At 53.4% G+C, this 17065-nt stretch carries 15 protein-coding genes; 3 read left to right on the forward strand and 12 right to left on the reverse strand.

Features of this window, described 5'->3' with window-relative positions:
* Window positions 1-44 precede the first annotated feature (44 nt).
* The 5 genes from RNAN_RS12955 to RNAN_RS12975 form a co-directional block, all read right to left on the reverse strand.
* Window positions 45-554, reverse strand: coding sequence for a DUF3617 domain-containing protein (locus tag RNAN_RS12955; RefSeq protein WP_008222475.1), 510 nt, complete (start codon window positions 552-554; stop codon window positions 45-47).
* A 68-nt stretch (window positions 555-622) separates the two neighbouring features.
* Window positions 623-2074: a dGTPase gene (gene dgt / locus RNAN_RS12960; protein WP_008222478.1), complete on the reverse strand. Its 1452-nt coding sequence runs from the start codon at window positions 2072-2074 to the stop codon at window positions 623-625.
* Window positions 2075-2076: 2 nt separating this feature from the next.
* Window positions 2077-2739, reverse strand: a complete 663-nt coding sequence (hxpB, locus tag RNAN_RS12965; protein WP_237739922.1) for a hexitol phosphatase HxpB — start codon at window positions 2737-2739, stop codon at window positions 2077-2079.
* A gap of 60 nt (window positions 2740-2799) precedes the next feature.
* Window positions 2800-3396: a response regulator transcription factor gene (locus tag RNAN_RS12970; RefSeq protein ID WP_008222481.1), complete on the reverse strand. Its 597-nt coding sequence runs from the start codon at window positions 3394-3396 to the stop codon at window positions 2800-2802.
* A complete protein-coding gene (locus RNAN_RS12975) occupies window positions 3396-4541 on the reverse strand; it encodes a sensor histidine kinase (protein ID WP_008222483.1) in 1146 nt (381 codons plus the stop codon). The genes RNAN_RS12970 and RNAN_RS12975 overlap by 1 nt, the downstream gene beginning before the upstream one ends.
* Before the next feature lie 118 nt (window positions 4542-4659).
* Here RNAN_RS12975 and RNAN_RS12980 point away from each other — a divergent pair, with 118 nt between their 5' ends.
* On the forward strand, window positions 4660-5577 hold the full coding sequence (locus tag RNAN_RS12980; RefSeq protein WP_008222485.1) for an alpha/beta fold hydrolase: 918 nt from the start codon (window positions 4660-4662) through the stop codon (window positions 5575-5577).
* Window positions 5578-5668: 91 nt separating this feature from the next.
* Here RNAN_RS12980 and RNAN_RS12985 read toward each other — a convergent pair whose 3' ends face one another.
* On the reverse strand, window positions 5669-6925 hold the full coding sequence (locus RNAN_RS12985; RefSeq protein ID WP_008222487.1) for a T6SS phospholipase effector Tle1-like catalytic domain-containing protein: 1257 nt from the start codon (window positions 6923-6925) through the stop codon (window positions 5669-5671).
* 205 nt (window positions 6926-7130) lie between these two features.
* Between RNAN_RS12985 and RNAN_RS12990 the strand changes: the two genes are divergently transcribed.
* Window positions 7131-8792, forward strand: a complete 1662-nt coding sequence (locus RNAN_RS12990) for an isovaleryl-CoA dehydrogenase (RefSeq protein ID WP_008222491.1) — start codon at window positions 7131-7133, stop codon at window positions 8790-8792.
* A 52-nt stretch (window positions 8793-8844) separates the two neighbouring features.
* Here the strand turns inward: RNAN_RS12990 and RNAN_RS19530 are convergent, their stop codons facing one another.
* From RNAN_RS19530 to RNAN_RS13005, 4 genes are all read right to left on the reverse strand, one after another.
* Window positions 8845-8973 (reverse strand): hypothetical protein, encoded by a 129-nt coding sequence (locus tag RNAN_RS19530; RefSeq protein WP_008222493.1) that lies wholly within the window; start codon window positions 8971-8973, stop codon window positions 8845-8847.
* Window positions 8974-9008: 35 nt separating this feature from the next.
* Window positions 9009-9329: a hypothetical protein gene (locus RNAN_RS12995; RefSeq protein ID WP_008222495.1), complete on the reverse strand. Its 321-nt coding sequence runs from the start codon at window positions 9327-9329 to the stop codon at window positions 9009-9011.
* Between the two features lie 64 nt (window positions 9330-9393).
* Entirely contained in the window at window positions 9394-9861 is a 468-nt protein-coding gene (locus RNAN_RS13000; RefSeq protein WP_040552155.1) for a PA2404 family protein, read from the reverse strand.
* Window positions 9845-10996: a PepSY-associated TM helix domain-containing protein gene (locus RNAN_RS13005; protein WP_008222499.1), complete on the reverse strand. Its 1152-nt coding sequence runs from the start codon at window positions 10994-10996 to the stop codon at window positions 9845-9847. Before RNAN_RS13005 ends, RNAN_RS13000 begins: the two co-directional genes overlap by 17 nt.
* 137 nt (window positions 10997-11133) lie before the next feature.
* Between RNAN_RS13005 and RNAN_RS13010 the strand changes: the two genes are divergently transcribed.
* Complete coding sequence (locus RNAN_RS13010) at window positions 11134-13272, forward strand: TonB-dependent siderophore receptor (protein ID WP_008222502.1); 2139 nt, start codon at window positions 11134-11136, stop codon at window positions 13270-13272.
* Between the two features lie 185 nt (window positions 13273-13457).
* On the opposite strand, the gene RNAN_RS13015 is transcribed toward RNAN_RS13010, so the two are convergent.
* Both RNAN_RS13015 and RNAN_RS13020 read right to left on the reverse strand, forming a co-directional pair.
* A complete protein-coding gene (locus RNAN_RS13015) occupies window positions 13458-15623 on the reverse strand; it encodes a TonB-dependent siderophore receptor (RefSeq protein ID WP_237739923.1) in 2166 nt (721 codons plus the stop codon).
* Between the two features lie 100 nt (window positions 15624-15723).
* Window positions 15724-17031 carry a short-chain fatty acid transporter gene (locus tag RNAN_RS13020; protein ID WP_008222504.1) on the reverse strand — a complete coding sequence of 436 codons (1308 nt, stop codon included), beginning with the start codon at window positions 17029-17031 and terminating at the stop codon, window positions 15724-15726.
* Window positions 17032-17065: the final 34 nt, after the last annotated feature.

Genomic DNA, 17065 nt, shown 5'->3' on the forward strand with positions numbered 1-17065 from the left:
CGCTGTTCGCCCGGGCTGGTTGTGCTCCTGTGGTTAGCAATCGGCTAACCACAATTGCCCAGCCATTTGCCCTGTTGCTGCATGGTCAGCTGTTGTGGCTGGCCTTTTACCTGAGTGTGCACCCGCATGGTGCCTTCATAGGCTTTAGGGCTTAGCAGGCGAAACTCACCTTCTCCCTGGCTGGGCGGGTTGCCGCTGCACTGAAAGCTGACCTTGTAACTGCCGTTGTGTTCGGTTAGTTGCTGCTGGCAGCCGTCTTGTTGTGGCAACTGGCCTTTGGCAATATCGTCGGCGGTTAAGCAAACTTCAATGCTGCCGCCGCTTAAATCCAACTGCATGCCCTGGCTTTTCATCATCGCTTCCATCATTTGCCGTTGCTGGGCGGGCATCGCTGCCAGTTGCTGTTGCATCTGCGCCATGGCGCGCTCTATTTCGCCATCGGCGCTTTGCAGGGTAAAGCTGTGTTGCCATTTGCCGGGCGTCATATCCAGTTTTGGGTTGGCATTAAGCCCCTGGCTTACCAGCAGGCTGACGCTAAGTAGCAGAAGTCGCATCGTGTCTCGTCCTTGTTGGTGAAAACTGACGATAACCTTAGTTGCAGTTGCCGGCTTTTGCCAGCCAGCTAGCGGCAGCTTACCAGAGTTTGGTATTCGTCAAAGGCAAAGTGATCGGTCATGCCGCTGATAAAATCCTGTAGCAGACGGCAGCGGTAATACAGCTCCAAAGCGGTATCCTGTTGCGGTAATGGTTCGACCGCCAGCTGATAGGCCGCCAGGTGTTTTTTCGGTAACCGGTGCGCCAGGCGCTGCGCCACGGCAAGCTGATAGCCGTTGTTGCTCAGCACAGCAGTAAAGTCGGCGCGCGATAACTGCAGTAACGGCAAATAGCTATCGAGCAGGCCACTGATAATGCGAAAGCCCTGCAGTTCCAGCGTTTCAACCTCGCTCTGGTTAAAGACAAACTGGCGCGCCACCTGTTTAAAGCTGCTGGTAATGGCATGGTACTGGCTGCCATCTTCCAGCAGGGCCCGGTTTAACGTGCCGTGATAGACCGGCTCGATATTCGCGACAAATTGCTCTGCCGCATGACGCACCAGCGGGTGAATAAGCTTTACGCGCAGGCTGATAAAAAACGCCGACGTTTTATTGATCGGCTCCTCAGTGGCGCTTTGCATCGCACTGTGCAGCAGCGCCGCGAAACTCTCACTGCCGCCGCTGTGGGTGGCAATCAGCCGGCCGTGCGGCTCTAGCCCGGCAAAGGCGGTATTCAGCTCTGTCGCTAACTGTTCAAGGCTGAGCAGGCCTTTTTCTACTGCATCTTCAATATCGGCCAGACAATACGAAATATCATCGGCCGCTTCCATAATGTAAGTTAGCGGGTGGCGACAGCCGGGTGCGGTATTTAGCTGCTGCCACAGCTGCTGCACCATCGCCTGCTCGGCAAAATAATAGCCGGGCTTTTTCTGCAGGTAGCTAAGTGGCTGATCTGGCGCTGGTTTAGCGTCGCCAGCCTGGCGGGTGTATTTTAAAATGCAGGCCAGCTGTGAGTAAGTCAGGTTCATCCGCTGCAGGCTGTGCACCAGCCGGATCGCCTGGGCATTACCTTCAAACTGTGCCAGCTCTGCGCTGAGTTGTTGCCAACGGCGGTCATCTGTCAGGCCATGTTGCTTACTCAGTGCCGGCAAGGTGGCAGCAAACCACTGATTAATAGCAGTTTCACCACTGTGGCCAAAGGGCGGGTTACCAATGTCGTGCAGCAGGCAGGCCATTTCCACTAAGGATTCTATCGGCCGCTCTAATCCGCTTAGCCCATAGTGGGCTTGTTCAGCGGTCGATAACAGCCGAAACAGGCTTTGTACGATAAAGCGGCCGCTTTGCTGTACTTCCAGCGAATGGGTTAAGCGGCTGCGCACTGCGGCGTTGCGCTCCAGCGGAAACACCTGGGTTTTTTGCTGCAGCCGCCTTACGGCCGCAGAGTGAATAATGCGGCCGCGATCACTTTCCAGTGCTAACTGCAACTCAGTAGTGCGGCTTTGCAGCGGCCGGTCGGCTTTAATTTTCAGGCGAAAATCCATGCTTAGTCCCTGCTGTTGATAAACTGCGGCAAATCAAACTCACTGAAACAGCGGATTTTATGATCGGCAATGTCAAACTTACTGTGCTGCCACTCGTGTTCAGCCGGAATCGCTACTACCGTCATGCCCGCCGCTTTAGCGGCTGTCACGCCGGCGAATGAATCTTCAAATACCAGGCAGTGCTGTGGTGCAACAGCCAGTTTTTCTGCCGCTAACAGATAAATATCCGGCGCCGGTTTACCCCGTTTTACCAGCTCCAGATGACATTGCGCGCTAAAGTAATGACGGATAGCCAGCCGCTGCAAGGTGGTATCGAGCAATTGTTTTGGTGAATTGGTCGCGACCGCCATTTTAAGCGACTGCGAGGCAATGGTATCAAGTAAGGCCGGCAGGCCGGTTTTGGCTTCACCGCTGGCGGCAATACCACTGGCGACAAAGTCGATAATGTGCTGGTGCACCTGCTCGGGCGACAGCGCTGGCCAGGGTTGGTGCTGATACCAGTGCGCTATCACGCTGGCGGTAGTGAGGCCAGTGCTTTGCAACAGCGGCGGTTGGTTAAAATCTACCCCCAGGCCGCCTAAAATAACCTGCTCAGCCTGGGTCCATAACGGCTCTGAGTCAATCAGTACGCCGTCCATATCAAAAATAACCGCCTGAAATGCCACGCTGTTTATCCGTTTGCTGTGCTTTTGCAGCAGCATAACATGGCATTATTTACTTTGCTGCTACAACCAGCCTTTTTGCCGGGCAATGCGCGCCGCATCTATGCGGTTGGCGGCATTGAGTTTGCTGATGGCTTCCGATAAATAATTCCGTGCTGTGCCTTCGGCAATATACAGCGCCGCGGCAATCTCGCTGCTGCTGTGGCCCTCTGCTGCCAGTCTGAGCGCCTGGCGCTCTTTATCGCTTAGCGGGTCTTGCTCGCCCAATGAATTTAACAGCAGTTCGCTGTCTATTACGCGCTTGCCGGCCATTACCTGGTTAATTGCACTTACCAATTGCTCTACCGGGGCATCTTTTAATAAAAAGCCGCCGATGCCGGCATCAATGGCGCGTTTGACATAGCCGGCGCGGCCAAAGGTGGTAATAATTACCACCTTGGTCGCCAGCTTTTGCTGCTGTACATATTGCGCCAGCTCAATACCGCTTTTACCCGGCATTTCAATATCGCTTAGCAGTAAGTCAAACGCTTGTTGTTTCAGTAGCTTAAGGGCGGCGTTGCCGTCTGCGGCTTCAGTGACCTGAAAGTCGGCTTCAAGGCGCAACAAACTGGCCAGCGCGGTGCGCACCATAGCCTGATCTTCCGCCAGTAAAATATGCATTATGCGCTCTCCTGCCGTGGCCCTTGGATAAGGGCGGTTACCCCGTCGTGCTGTTGTAACGCCAGCGTGGCGCCAATGGCGGCTAGCCGCTCGCGCAGGCCAAGGATGCCGTTGCCTTCTTTAATCTCACTGTTTTGGCCGTTATCGTGCAGGCAGATAGTGAATTCAGCGCCTTGCTGTAAAAAGCTCAGGCGGCAACTGTCGCCCTTGCTGTGGCGAATGACATTAGTAACCAATTCGGTCAGGGCTAGAATTAGCGCGGTTTCGCGTCTGGCGTCTAACTGCGGTATATCACCTGTTAGCACCGCCTGAAAACCGGCATCACGCAAACGGCTAAGTAACTTAGTGATTTCTGCACTCAAGCCCTGATGTTTATAACCCGACACACTCTGGCGCACCTGGCTAAGCGCATCACGGGCGATCTGGCTTAGTTCACTTAACTGCTGCTGTGCGGCATCAGTATGCTGGCGGGCCAACAGTTTTTCCGCTAAATCGGCTTTTAAAATAATGCTGGACAAGGTGTGGCCCAAAATATCGTGCAAATCACGGGCGATGCGCTCGCGCTCGACTATGGTGGCCAGCTGTTTAATCTCATCTTCGCTTTGTTGCTCGGCCAGCCGGTGCAACAATTTAGCTTGCTCGGCGCGCCCCAGCAGGCTGACACCCAGCACTATCGGCAAGCCCATTACCAGAAACAGGTTCCACTTAATATCCAGCAGCAGATACAGCAGTATTAATAGTGCACTTAGCAGCGCCATCACGATCAGATAAGGTCGCAGCCTGTAGGCGTAACCAATAAAAAAACCGGCATAGGCAAACATGGCGATAGAGCCCGGGTTAACCGGCGTGATCAGCGTGGCAACCAGCACAATACCGGCTATCGGCCAATGCATTTCCCGGCGGCTACAACGATAGGCCCAGAAGTAGCAACATAAAAACAGCAGCAGCGCTGCTGCCATGCTGAGATACTGCCACAGTGCAAAACGCACGTTAAATAGCGGAATAATATAAAAAATCAGGTTTATCAGATAAACCCAGCTGAGTTTAGTTTCCAGCTTGTCGTAAGGCGTCATCCGTCGCTCCCGCTGTTGGCCGGCGCTCAGTGTAATCAGCTTGCGCCCTGGTGCGCCAGTGACAAAGGTCATATTCCATCATGACAGTTGTCAGGCGCAATTGCTGACAACTGCCAGCTGTGCCCTCGCGCCGCCCCACTTACACTGGCCACAACAACAAGGTACTTAACCATGCAACGGGGCAACCATTATGAACACATTCAACAGCAACATCCGCACCTTAGTACTGGCACTGGGCTTAACTGGCAGCCTAATCAGCCTGCCGGCGACAGCACAGCCGCAAGCCATAAGCACGGAGCAACAACAAGCTTGTGCGTGCTTTGCGGTAAAGGTCGTGGGCCAGGGCCCGGCGGTTATTCTTATTCCGGGCCTGGCATCATCCGGCGAGGTATGGCAAAGCACGGTAGCGGCGTTAGAGGCAGATTATCAGCTGCATATTTTTACCCTGGCCGGTTTTGCCGGTGTGGCGCCTATTCCGATGCAAAGCTGGGGTGAGGGCTATCTGGCCACTCAACAGCAGGCGATTTTGCGTTATATCAGCGAACAGCAGCTGGATAAGCCTGTAGTGATTGGTCACTCACTAGGCGGGTATTTAGCGCTGGCCCTGGCCGCTACCGCACCCGAGCAGATTGGCGCGGCGATAAATGTGGATGGTTTACCGGCGCTGGGGGCGCTATTTGCTGCCAACCAGGCTGATAACAGTGACAACAAACAGCCACAAGGCGGCTTTGACCCTATGGCTATGGCGAAAAGCATGACCAATAATGAGCAGTGGCAGCTGCGTATCGTGGCGGATATGTACCGCTCGGACGGTGCGACCTCGGGCCGGGTGATGGGTGAGTTAATGCGGGCTGATTTACGGCCGCAACTGGCAAATATCCGCGTACCGGTGCTAACGCTGGGTGCCCTGCAACATGGCGCGCCTTACAGCACACCGGCACAGGTACAACAAAACTATGAAACCCAGCTGGCCAATGCCCCGGCGCAATACCATAGCTTTGCCTTTGCCGGTGATGCCAGGCATTTTATTATGGCCGACGCCCCCGACTGGCTAAACCAGCAGATTGCGCAGTTTTTACAACAACACTCTGTTGGAGGTAAACCGTGACGCCTCTGGCATCCGCCCGGCACCTTCAGCATTAAAATAGCCTACGACAACCGTCAACGCCTGAGTCTGCAAAACAGTGCTGCCTGAATGTTCAGGCAGCAAACTGCAGGCCGTACTGGTTGCCTTTTTTCCACACGCACAGGGCGTTACTGTTGCCAAAATGACTGCTGCTGATACTCAGGTTGTCGCCTTTTTTCAGCGCGCCATTATATTGAATGCGCGCGCCGCCGCCCTGGCTGTAGTCCAGCAACTGGCACTGTTCGGCAAACTCTTTTAACGTTAGCTGGGCAATCGGGGTGTCAGTAATAACAAAGCGTGATTTGCTGCGCCGGTCAGACAGTTTATCGGCAGCAGGAAAATCGGGGTTTTGCGGCTGATAATACCCGGCAGCGATACGCTGATACACGCTGTCGTGAATACTGATGTTCAGCGGTGGGTTGGCCGGATCGCCATAAAGGCGGCGTACCGATTCGCCAGCGCCGAGCTTTTCCAGCAGTTTATAGCCGGCAGAGTAGGAATTGTGTGGTGCCATCGTTAAATCGGGCTCACACAGCTCCAGCAGGTAGTTGTCGTTAAACTCCAGCCCCAACGCGCTGGCTTTAATCAGCATCCACTGCAGGGCAATATCGGATAAACCGCATTTCTCATAGCCACCCCCGATATCAGAATGGGCACCGGAAAACCAGCACTGCTCGACATGTTGGTCGTCATTAATGTTGCCGGTCCATAAATCGGGTTGAAACGGTGCGCGCCGCTCGTCCAGCGCCAGCGCATGATAGGCATGTTTTACCTGCTGACTTAAGTGGGTGTTAAAAAAACCGACCCAGCCGCGGGTCAGCTTACCTAACAGCGGCGTCGGTGCGCCCAGCGCGCCTACCGTGTCAAACACGCCCACCATGCGGATATCGGGCCGGTAGTTGTCGTCGTAACTGCCGGCGGGCCTCTTGTCTGGCTCAGTGCGGTAGTATTTATAAGCGGTTTTTAGCTGATCCAGCTGTGGCTTTTCCAACAAGCCCACCGCATGGATAAAACCAACAAAAGCCCGTGCTGTGTAAGCACCACGACTAAAGCCAAAAGCGTATATTTCATCGCCCAGCTCGTAGTTGTGTACTAAAAAGCGGTAGCAATCCAGCACGTTTTTCTCCAGCCCGCTACCAAAGGCGCCGCCGACAAATTTGTCTATGCTGCCGCCGGTGCCAACCCCCTGATCGTAAAACACCACCTGATGCATACCATCACTGGCGGTAGGTTTAATGCTGCGCACCAGCTTGGTGACATTAGTCGGGTTTTGATCCGGTTCGTTCCAGGTACCATCACAACAAATAATAATACGTTTTGCCGCTGCCATAACCGTGCTCCTGTCAGGATAGGCGCCAGGCCGACGGTCGGCTACTGCGCCAGAACATGGCTAAGTATAGTTTATTCTGTACAAAAAATAGCCAGGCCGAGGTTGGCTGTTTGTCAGATAGCGTTGCTGCTGCCGCAGCTGAACGCGATACTTGAGAATTCATCCGCGCCATGCTTCACTGCTATAACAACAGCAGGAGGCGCGGATGTCAGATAACTCTCCAGCAGCACGGCCTTACACTGCCGGTGCTGAAACCCACCAGGTGTTTAATCAGCCATCATCACTCACGCCGTTTAACAGTTGGCTTAGCGACAACACCCTGCAGTACTGGGTCAGCCGTTTTGGCGCAGCGCACAGTGCCGATCTGGCCAGTTACGGCGGTTTATGTGGTGGCGCGCTCGCTGAAGCTGGCTTTCTGGCCAATAAATATAAACCAGAGTTTCACAGCCATGACCGCTTTGGTAATCGTATTGACGAAGTGCGCTTTCATCCGGCTTACCATCAACTGATGCAGGCGGCGGTAACCTTTGGCCTGCCGTCAGCGCCCTGGGTGAAACCAGGCAAAGGTGCCCAGGTGGCCCGCGCCGCCCTGGTGTATCAGCATATGCAGGCCGATGCCGGCTCCGGCTGCCCGTTAACGATGACCTACGCCGCCGTACCGGTGCTTAAGCAAGCGCCCAAAGGCGCGGCCGACTGGCTGGGAAAAGTATTAAGCGCAGAGTACGATCCGGCGAATAAACCCTACTTTGCCAAAGCCGGCCTGACTATCGGCATGGCGATGACCGAAAAACAGGGTGGCTCAGATGTGCGCGCCAATACGACACAGGCGCAGCGGCTAAGCGATACTGAATACGCGCTGGTCGGGCACAAATGGTTTTGCTCGGCGCCGATGTGCGACGGCTTTTTAACGCTGGCACAAACCGATGCCGGCTTAAGCTGCTTTTTATTACCGCGCTGGCGGCCAGATGGCAGTAAAAATCAGTTTTATATCCAGCGTTTAAAAGACAAACTGGGCAACTGCTCTAATGCGTCATCTGAAGTGGAGTTTCGCGGCGCCTTTGCCTGGCGCATCGGTGATGAAGGCCGCGGTGTGCGCACTATTATTGATATGGTGGCGCTGACCCGGTTTGACTGCATGACAGGCTCTGCCGGGCTAATGCGCGCCGCCTTAGCGCAGGCGCTGCACCACAGTGCCGGGCGCAGCGCCTTTGGCAAAAACCTGCAGCAGCATGCGCTGATGCAAAATGTACTGGCCGACCTGACGCTCGACAGCGAAGCTGCGCTGGCGCTGAGTTTACGGGTGGCCTATGCGCTGGATAACCAAAACGTGGTTAGCGAACAGCAGTTTGTCCGCCTCGCGACGGCTATCGGTAAATACTGGATATGCAAACGCGCGCCGCAGTTTTGCTATGAAGCGATGGAGTGCCTTGGCGGCGTCGGTTATGTCGAAGAGAATATTCTGCCGAGGCTGTACCGTGAAGCGCCAGTCAATGCCATCTGGGAAGGCTCGGGCAATATTCAGTGCCTGGACGTACTGCGCGCCATGCAAAAAGAACCGGCAGCCTTAGAAGCCTGCCTCAGCGAGCTGCAAAGCGTAACCGGGCGCAACAATGACTACGACGCCGCCTTTGCCCGGTTGCAGCAAGCGCTGCACGACAGCAGTACGCTGGAATACCGCGCCCGCAGTATAGTTGATCAACTGGCACTGCTGTTACAGGCCAGTGTATTGCTGCAATATGGCGAGGCCATGATAGCCGAAGCCTTTATCCGCGCCCGGCTGATACCGAACATCTGCAGCAATTACGGCACCTTGCCAGCGGAGATTGATTGTATGGCGCTAATCACCAGAGCACAGCCGAAGGTGTGACAGTCTGCGTTAAGCGACTTTAAGACGGTCGCCTTTTTTTAAATCGAATCTTTTAGACAACCAAACAGAGACGATGATCCGGTATTTTCTCTGCCAGCTGCGGCTCACGCTCTGGTGTAGCGCCGTGTTCAACCACGGTGCAGTGAAAGGTTTGGCTATTCTGCACGTTAAAATAAGGCATAGCGTTTTGCCGCGCTTTGCACGGCGGTGGTGTCTTTACCCGGCAAAGCGGTTAAAGGTAATAACGCCAGCCTGGGACAAAAACAACAACACCAGAGCAGACAGCAACTTGGTATAAATTACTATCCAGACCGCATCTTTAAAATCGGCGTTAATCACCCGCATTAGCAGATAAATATAGGCAATAATGCTCAACAACCAACCCCAGCCAGGGATTAATGCCACTAACGACACCACAAACACCACTGACAACAGCACTTTAAGCTCGGCTTTAACCCAGGCTAAGCGGCTGGCCAGATAAACGCAAAACGAGGTTAACAGCACATCAAGGGCAAATATTATGGCGGCAACGCCCATGCGGTAATCCTTTTACTGCAGTACACCGGCGCTCAGGCTAATACATTATTACGGCGCTGGCAATTTACTGCAGCAGTTGGGGCGGTAGGCTCCAGCTTGTCGTTAGTAGCTCACCCTGCCAGGTTTGCAACGTTAGCCAGACTTTGTCGTTGGCGCTTAAGGTTTTGGGTGCTATCGCATGCACATGCTGGCCGTGGCGGCTGCCGTGCAGTATACCCTCTTCACCTTGTTGCAGCTGTACCAGAGGTAACGCCGCCGGGCCAATATTGATATAAGCCTGGCGAATGCTACTGATATCACCCTGGCTAAAGGTCAGGTAAAAGTCTTTAACGTATTCATCATGATGCGCATAAGGAGGCTCTAAATTCAGCGGCATAGGCGCAACCTCGAAACTGCCCAGTTGCTGTGCCGGCCAGGCAGGTGGGAATTGCGGTGTCAGTGACTGATATAAAAACCAGCATGGCAGCACTAATACCAAGCCATTGAGCTTATATTTGTGCCGCTGCCAAAAACCTTTATTTTGCGCCATCATGCGCCTCCTGCAATACTGTGCTTGCGCGGCTGGCGCGCACGGCCTTCACAGTGCGGCTGCCCCAAATCATAAAACCGGTAATCGACATGCCGGATAACAGCAGGCCAAACAAAAACCAGATGGCTTTGGTCCAGATGCCACCTAAAGTGCCGTAATGTAGTGGGTCGGCAATATGCGATATGGTTTGCAGCGCACTCATAGTTGCCGGCGATTTTTCCTGCGCAATGTCGCCGGTCCAGGGGTTAATGCTCAGGTTGTACGCGTACTGATCATAAAATATGTGGTCGCCGCCACCCATCAGGTTATACATGCCACGGTTATGCTCGGGTAGCATTAAATAGCTGGGCTGAAAATCCGGGAAGCGCTGCTTAGCAATCTGCATCGCATCGGCAAAACTGACCGGTGGCGTTTGCTGTGTAGCCGGCAATTGCGCTGCCGCCACCAGCGGCGCATGCGGTTCGATATCAATATCGGCATGCCACATGACGGCCTGCACCAGATACCACAAACCGGTAGCACTCATGACGATTAAAAACCAGATTGACCAGACGCCGGCCAAGCGGTGTAAATCGGTAAGCACGGTTTTTTTGCCCTGGTTAAAACGGATTTTCGGTTGGGTAAAGCTACGCCAAAAGCTTTTGTAAATGATCAGCCCGGTAATTAATGCCCCCAGCATTACCAGCGCCATGGCTGATACCAGGTAGTAGCCAATGCTATAACTGCTTTGCCACGGAAATAATAGCCAGCCATGCAGGCTGCGCATAAAGCCAATAAAGGTAATGCCTTGATTTACCTGTTGAATTTCACCTGTGTATTGGTTGACGTAGGCAATCGCCTGCGGCTTGTCATGGTCGGTAAAAATAACGGCATTCACCAGATAAGGCTCAAGCACCATTACACTGCCGACATCCGCTGTCGGGTAGGCCTGCTCCACCGCGGCGATCAGTTCAGCAATGGGTTTGGCCGTTAAATTGTCCGGGTTAGTGGCGCGCGCTGCCGGGTTAGTTAGCCAGGTCAGTTCATGGCTGACCACGGCTATAGTGCCGGTGATACAAACAAAGCAGAAAATCAGCCAGATCGGCAGTGAAAACCAGCCATGTAGCTGAAACCAAAAGCGATTACTAAGTTTTGCCATATACCACTGCCTTTGTACCCTCAATTCCGACACACAGTTTAATCTTAATAAGAATACTTATCAACCATGCTTGTAATTGATATTTATTCTCAATTAGAATAAGGCGCCATTTTAATCAGTGACAGGATCAGTAGGTTATGAAGTATTCAATACTGGCCGCGGGTATTGCCAGCGCGCTGACGTTTTCTGCCTATGCAGAACATAGCAACACCGATGAACAAGCAGTTGAAGTGATTACGGTAAAAAGCTCACGCGGGTTAATTTCGTATGTCAGTGCGTCTGGGGCTAAATCAGACACACCAATTATTGAAACGCCGCTGTCGGTGTCGGTTCTCACCGAAGAGCGCATTGCCGATTTGGGCGCGCTGACGGTGCAGGACGCACTGGGTTATGTGTCGGGGTTATATAATGGCCCTTACGGTTTGGATACCCGCGGTGACTGGGCGCAAATTCGCGGTGTGTCGCCGGTGCAGTATCTGGACGGTTTAAAATCACTGTTTGGCTATTACAACAATGTGCGTATTGCACCCTATGCGCTGCAACAAATTGAAATTTTAAAAGGCCCCAGCTCAGTGCTGTACGGCCAGGGCTCGATTGGCGGTATTGTTAACTTAGTCAGCAAAAAGCCCGAGCCGGTGACCAGTGGCCAGCTATGGGCGCAACTGGGAAATTATTCGCGCAAACAACTGGCCGGCGACATTACCGGCGCGTTAAATGACGATGCCTCCCTGCAGGGCCGCATGGTCGCCTTGTGGCGCGACAGCGACACCCAAACCGACTATGTGCCGGATAACAGTGTGGTGCTGGCACCGTCGTTTAGCTGGCAGGCCAGCGATGCCACTAAAATTACCCTATTGGCGAATTTCCAGCAGAATGAATCCGGCTCCAGCACGCAGTTTTTCCCGCATCAGGGCACGCTATTGCCAAATGAATTTGGCCAGATCCCCAGCAACCGCTTTGTCTCTGAGCCAGGCTTTGATAAATACGATACCGAGCAAACGGCGTTAACAGCGATTATTGAGCACGATTTATCTGCTGATTGGCAGCTGCGTTTAGCCAGCCGCTACAGTGACAGCCATGCCGATTACCATACCCTGTACGGCTGGCCACCTGTGCTGCAGGACGATAACCGCAGTGTTAACCGGGTAGTGTATTTAAGTGACGCCGACGCGCGCGCCCTGACCAGTGATGTGCAGCTGCACGGCATACTGCAAACCGGCGCGGTGCAGCATAGGCTGGTGGCTGGTTTTGATTATCAAAACGCTTATACCGACAACGACAGCTTTTATGCCGCCACCGGTGGTTTACTGGACTTGTATAACCCGGTATATGGCCAGGTCGCTAATCTGCCCACCGAGGCCAATATAGCCGATAACCCGTCCAGCACCGTCTATCAGGCCGGCGTTTACATGCAGGATAATATGAAAATTGCTGATAAATGGTTAGTGTCAGCCGCGCTGCGCCGTGACCGCGCCACCACTAACCCGCAAAACGGCGCCAGCACGACGCAACATGCCACTACCGGCCGTTTAGGCTTAATGTATCTGTTTGACAGCGGCATCTCGCCCTATATCAGCTTAAGTGAGTCGTTCGAGCCACTGCTTGGTACCGATGCTTTCGGCAAGCCATTTGAACCGAAAAAAGGCCGGCAGTTAGAAGCCGGTTTAAAATACCAGCCAAAAGGCACTGAGCATCTGCTAACGGCAGCGGTATTTGATATTACCGAGCAAAACCGCACCACCACCTTATCGGCGGCGCAGGCAGCGGATCCGGCGCTAATTAACCCCAACGGCCAGGTGCAGGACGGTGAAGTGACCTCTAAAGGTGTCGAGCTGGAAGCCCAGCTGGCCTGGGACGAGCTGGATATTTACGCCAGCTATGCCTATATCGATGCCTATGTCAGCCAGAGCAACCGCATGGGTGAGTTGGGGGCCACCTTAGCTGCGCAGCCAGAGCATTTAGCCTCGCTTTGGGCGACGTGGCGCCCGGTGCTGCTAAACAACTGGCAGTTTGGCGCCGGGGTGCGTTATGTTGGCGAAACCTCAGACGGTACTGCTTATGTGGCGCAAAATGGTGTGGTGCTAAATGAGCCGCTGACCACCGACAGCTATACGCTGTTTGATGCGATGGTCGGTTATAACTTTGGTGACTACCAGTTAAGCCTGCAGGCACAGAATATCACCGATAAAACCGTGATTACCTCCTGCCTGGCACGCGGTGATTGCTTCTACGGCCAGCGCCGGGCTATCAGCGCTAATCTGCGCTATAACTTCTAAGCAGGTGCGAAAATGCATGACTGGTTTGCTCTAAATCAACCGTTGGAGGCCATGGATGGCCGGAATCGAGCCTCAGGGATGATTTATTGCGTGTTGATGTGAGCAAACCATGTCATGCAGAGTTTGTCAGATTACACAGACAAAAATGGCCGCATCTGCGGCCATTTTTACTGCTGATAATCAGCTTAGAACGACCAGGTAGCGCCTAAGCTAAAGTTACGCGGCGCACCGAAGTTATACTGCTGGGTTAAACCGTTGTAGTAGGTTTTATCAAACAGGTTATGCACATTCAGCTGCAGCGATAATTGCTTATTCACGTCATAACGCGCCATCAGGTTGGCCAGTACAAAGCTGTCTTGCTTCACCTGATAGGTTTGCTCGCTTAACAACAGCGGTATGACATCACTGTACGACTCGCTCTCCCAGCTTAAACCACCACCCACAGTCAGCCCGGCCAGCGCATCGCTAAACGTATAGGTAGAGAACAGGTTCAGCTTTTTGCGCGGGTGGTTAACATTAATATCTGCGCCGTTGCGATCTTCAGCATGAAATTGCGAGTAGCCCGCGCTAAGGTTCCAGTTGTCATTAACCCGGCCTATCAGCTCCAGCTCGAAACCTTTGCTTTCTGAACCGCGGGCGGCAAACGACGGGAAGAAATTGTTCGCCGGGTCGTTATAGGCAGCATCGGCCTGCGCCAGGTTATCCTGCTCGATACGAAACACGGCAAAGGCGGTTTGCACAGCGCCATCCAGGAAGCTGCTTTTTACGCCGATTTCCTGATTGCTACCAACAATGGCATCGAGGAAGTTGCCATTGCGATCATAGGCATTTTGCGGCGTAAAAATCTCGGTATGGCTGGCATATAACATATGGTCTTCGGCAATCTGATAGGTTAGGCCAACATAGGGCACAAACTTATCGTCACCAAAATCCAGCGCAGCACCGTAGTTTAGGCCGGCACGTTGCCACTCGGTGTAGCGGCCACCGGCAATCAGTTTAAGTTGTTCCGTGATAGCAAAACGGGTTGCGGCATAGAGGCCAAACTGCTCGGTAGCAAGATTTACCGCCTGCTCTGGCGTTGTGGCCCAATCCGGCTCTGCCACGCTGCCATCCCACTGGTAAAAGTTACCGGTACCGGGCCACACCAGGGCGGCATAGGTTTGCACCTCTGATTGCTGCCGGCTGTCTAAGGCGCCAACCACAAACTCATGCTCGCGGCCGAGCAGGCCATAGCTGCCCTGCAGCTGAACATCGACACTGGTTTGCTTGCTAAAGCCGTCACTGTTGTACGGCCAGGCAAATAAGCCGGTGCCGCTGTCTTTATCCGCTGCACCATAGATATACAATAAGCGGGTGTCGGCCGTATTTTTATTGTGATTCAGGTTAACTTTGAGCTGCCAGCCGTTATTAAACTGCTGGGTTAAACTGATAAAGTGGTTTTTGCTGGTCGAATCCCAGCGCGTCCAATCTGCTGCTGTGGTGGTACCTCTGTCCCAGTCGGTTGGCGTATCGTCGGTAAACAGCGGTGGCAGTGCACCCCAGGTCGACGCCGTAGGGTTATTGTCCTGATAACTGCTGCCCAGGCTTAAGGTCATGCTGTTGCTCAAATCGGCATCCAGCACGCCGTATAGTACGGTTTTGTCTTCTTGCGCCAAATCACGGAAGCTGTCGCTTAGCTCTTTTTTCGCCACAAAGCGAACACGCACATTTCCCTCTGCATCAATTGGCGTGGTGACATCGCCGGTGACAAAGCGTTTATGCCAGCTACCAATACCGCCATTGATATAACCGCTCAACTCACGGGCATTAGCATGTTTACGCACCAGGTTAACAGAGGCCGACGGTTCACCGACACCGGTTAACAGGCCGGTAGCGCCACGCACCACTTCAATGCGTTCGTAAATGGCCACGTCGGTAATGGTTTCGCCCGAGTCACCGGCCAGACTCCAGGCCATCGGCACGCCGTCAAGCTGAAACTTATCGATATCAAAACCGCGGGCACTGAAGGTATTACGCGTGCTGTCAAAGGCTTTGGATGATAATCCCGGTGTTTGCATTACGGCATCGGCAATAGAGCTGATGTCTAAATCTTTGATCCGCTGCGCTGTCATTACGCTGACCGACTGTGGCGTTTCCAGTAGGGTTAGGCCCAGGCCGGTGGCGGTGTCGATAGTTTCATTAACGGTGTATTGGCCACGCACACTAATGGTTTCGACAGCTGTTTCCGCCGTACTGTTCGTGTCAGCCTTGACAAAGGCCGGCACCAGCGCCAGTTGTACCGCCAATGCCAACTTAAGTTTATTCATGGTTAACTGCATCATCACCTCCGGAAAGTTTCGAAGATGATACATTAATGATAACCATTATCAATATTGTTAAGGTTAGCTTGCGATAAACCGCCGTTGCTGGCCGTCAGACGCTTTATCGGTTACGGCCCCTTATTGTCGGGGCTCAGGCAAAACTCAGCACCAGGCTAATAATCACCCCGGTAACGATTAGCTGCAGCAGGCAGTAGCCCATAATATCTTTCGCTTTGAGCCCGGCTATTGCCAGTACCGGCAAGGCCCAGAAGGGCTGGATCAGGTTAGTCCAGGCATCTCCCCAGGCTACCGCCATCGCAATGCGGCTAACATCGGCGCCCAGTTCCAGTGCCGCTGGCAGCATTACCGGTGCCTGCACTGCCCACTGGCCGCCGCCAGAGGGCACAAAAATATTCACAATACCGGCGCTGATAAAGCTCCACAGCGCCAGCGTTTCTGCGCTGGCGAAACTGACAAACCACTGCGACATGCTTTGTGCCAAACCCGACTGCACCATAATGGCCATAATGCCGGCATAAAACGGAAACTGGATAACAATGCCGGCGCCGCCCTGTATTGCCTGGTGCAGGCTATGCAGCAAACGCCTGGGTGTTCCGTGCAGCACTATAGCGAGAAATAAAAACAGGAAATTAACGATGTTCAGGTTTAAGCTGCCGCCTTTGCCAAAGTACTGCACCAGATAAGCAATGCCGGCAAAACCCACTAACAATGCCAGTAGCAGACTGTTTTCCAGCTTATCGGCCGGCCGGTCAATACTGGCTGCGGGCAGGCGGTCTTGCTGTAGTTTAGCCGCATCAACATAAACGCTATCAGCAGCGCTGGGTCGCATCAGGTAATTCAGCAGCGGTACGGCAATAAACAGCAGCGCCACTAACAGCAGGTTAAAGCCAGCAAAGATAGTGTCGCTGGTTGGGATAATGCCAATTTGCGCCTCACTAAAATGGCCCGGCGTAGCAATAGTCAGCGGAATAGAACCGGCTAAACCACCATGCCAGACAATAAAACCGGAATAGGCGCTGGCCACCAGTAAGCGGTAATCCACTTTAATGCGCCTTGCTAAGGCTTTGGCAAATAAGGCGCCGACTACTAAACCAAAACCCCAGTTAAGCCAGCTGGCAATTAATGAGATTACCGTAACCAGCACAATCGCCTGACCAGCGCTTTTCGCCAGTGCTGCCAACCGGTTTAACAAGCCGGTTACCAGCGGCGTGCTGGCCAGCATAAAGCCGGTCACCAGCACCAGCAGCATTTGCATCGAAAAACTCAGCAGGCCCCAAAAGCCGTCGCCCCAATATTGCAATACCTGTAGCGGACTGTGCTGTTGCAGCAGTACCGCCGCAGCGAACACAACAATACTTAGCAGTAATACAAAGATATAAGGGTCAGGCAGGTAGCGTTCTACCAGTTTAACGAAGGGTTTGGCCGCGGCGTTTAGCATAATGGCTTCCGTTTAAGCTGTTATTATGCAGCTA

The sequence above is a fragment of the Rheinheimera nanhaiensis E407-8 genome, from assembly GCF_000296695.1.
GTDB lineage: Bacteria > Pseudomonadota > Gammaproteobacteria > Enterobacterales > Alteromonadaceae > Alishewanella > Alishewanella nanhaiensis.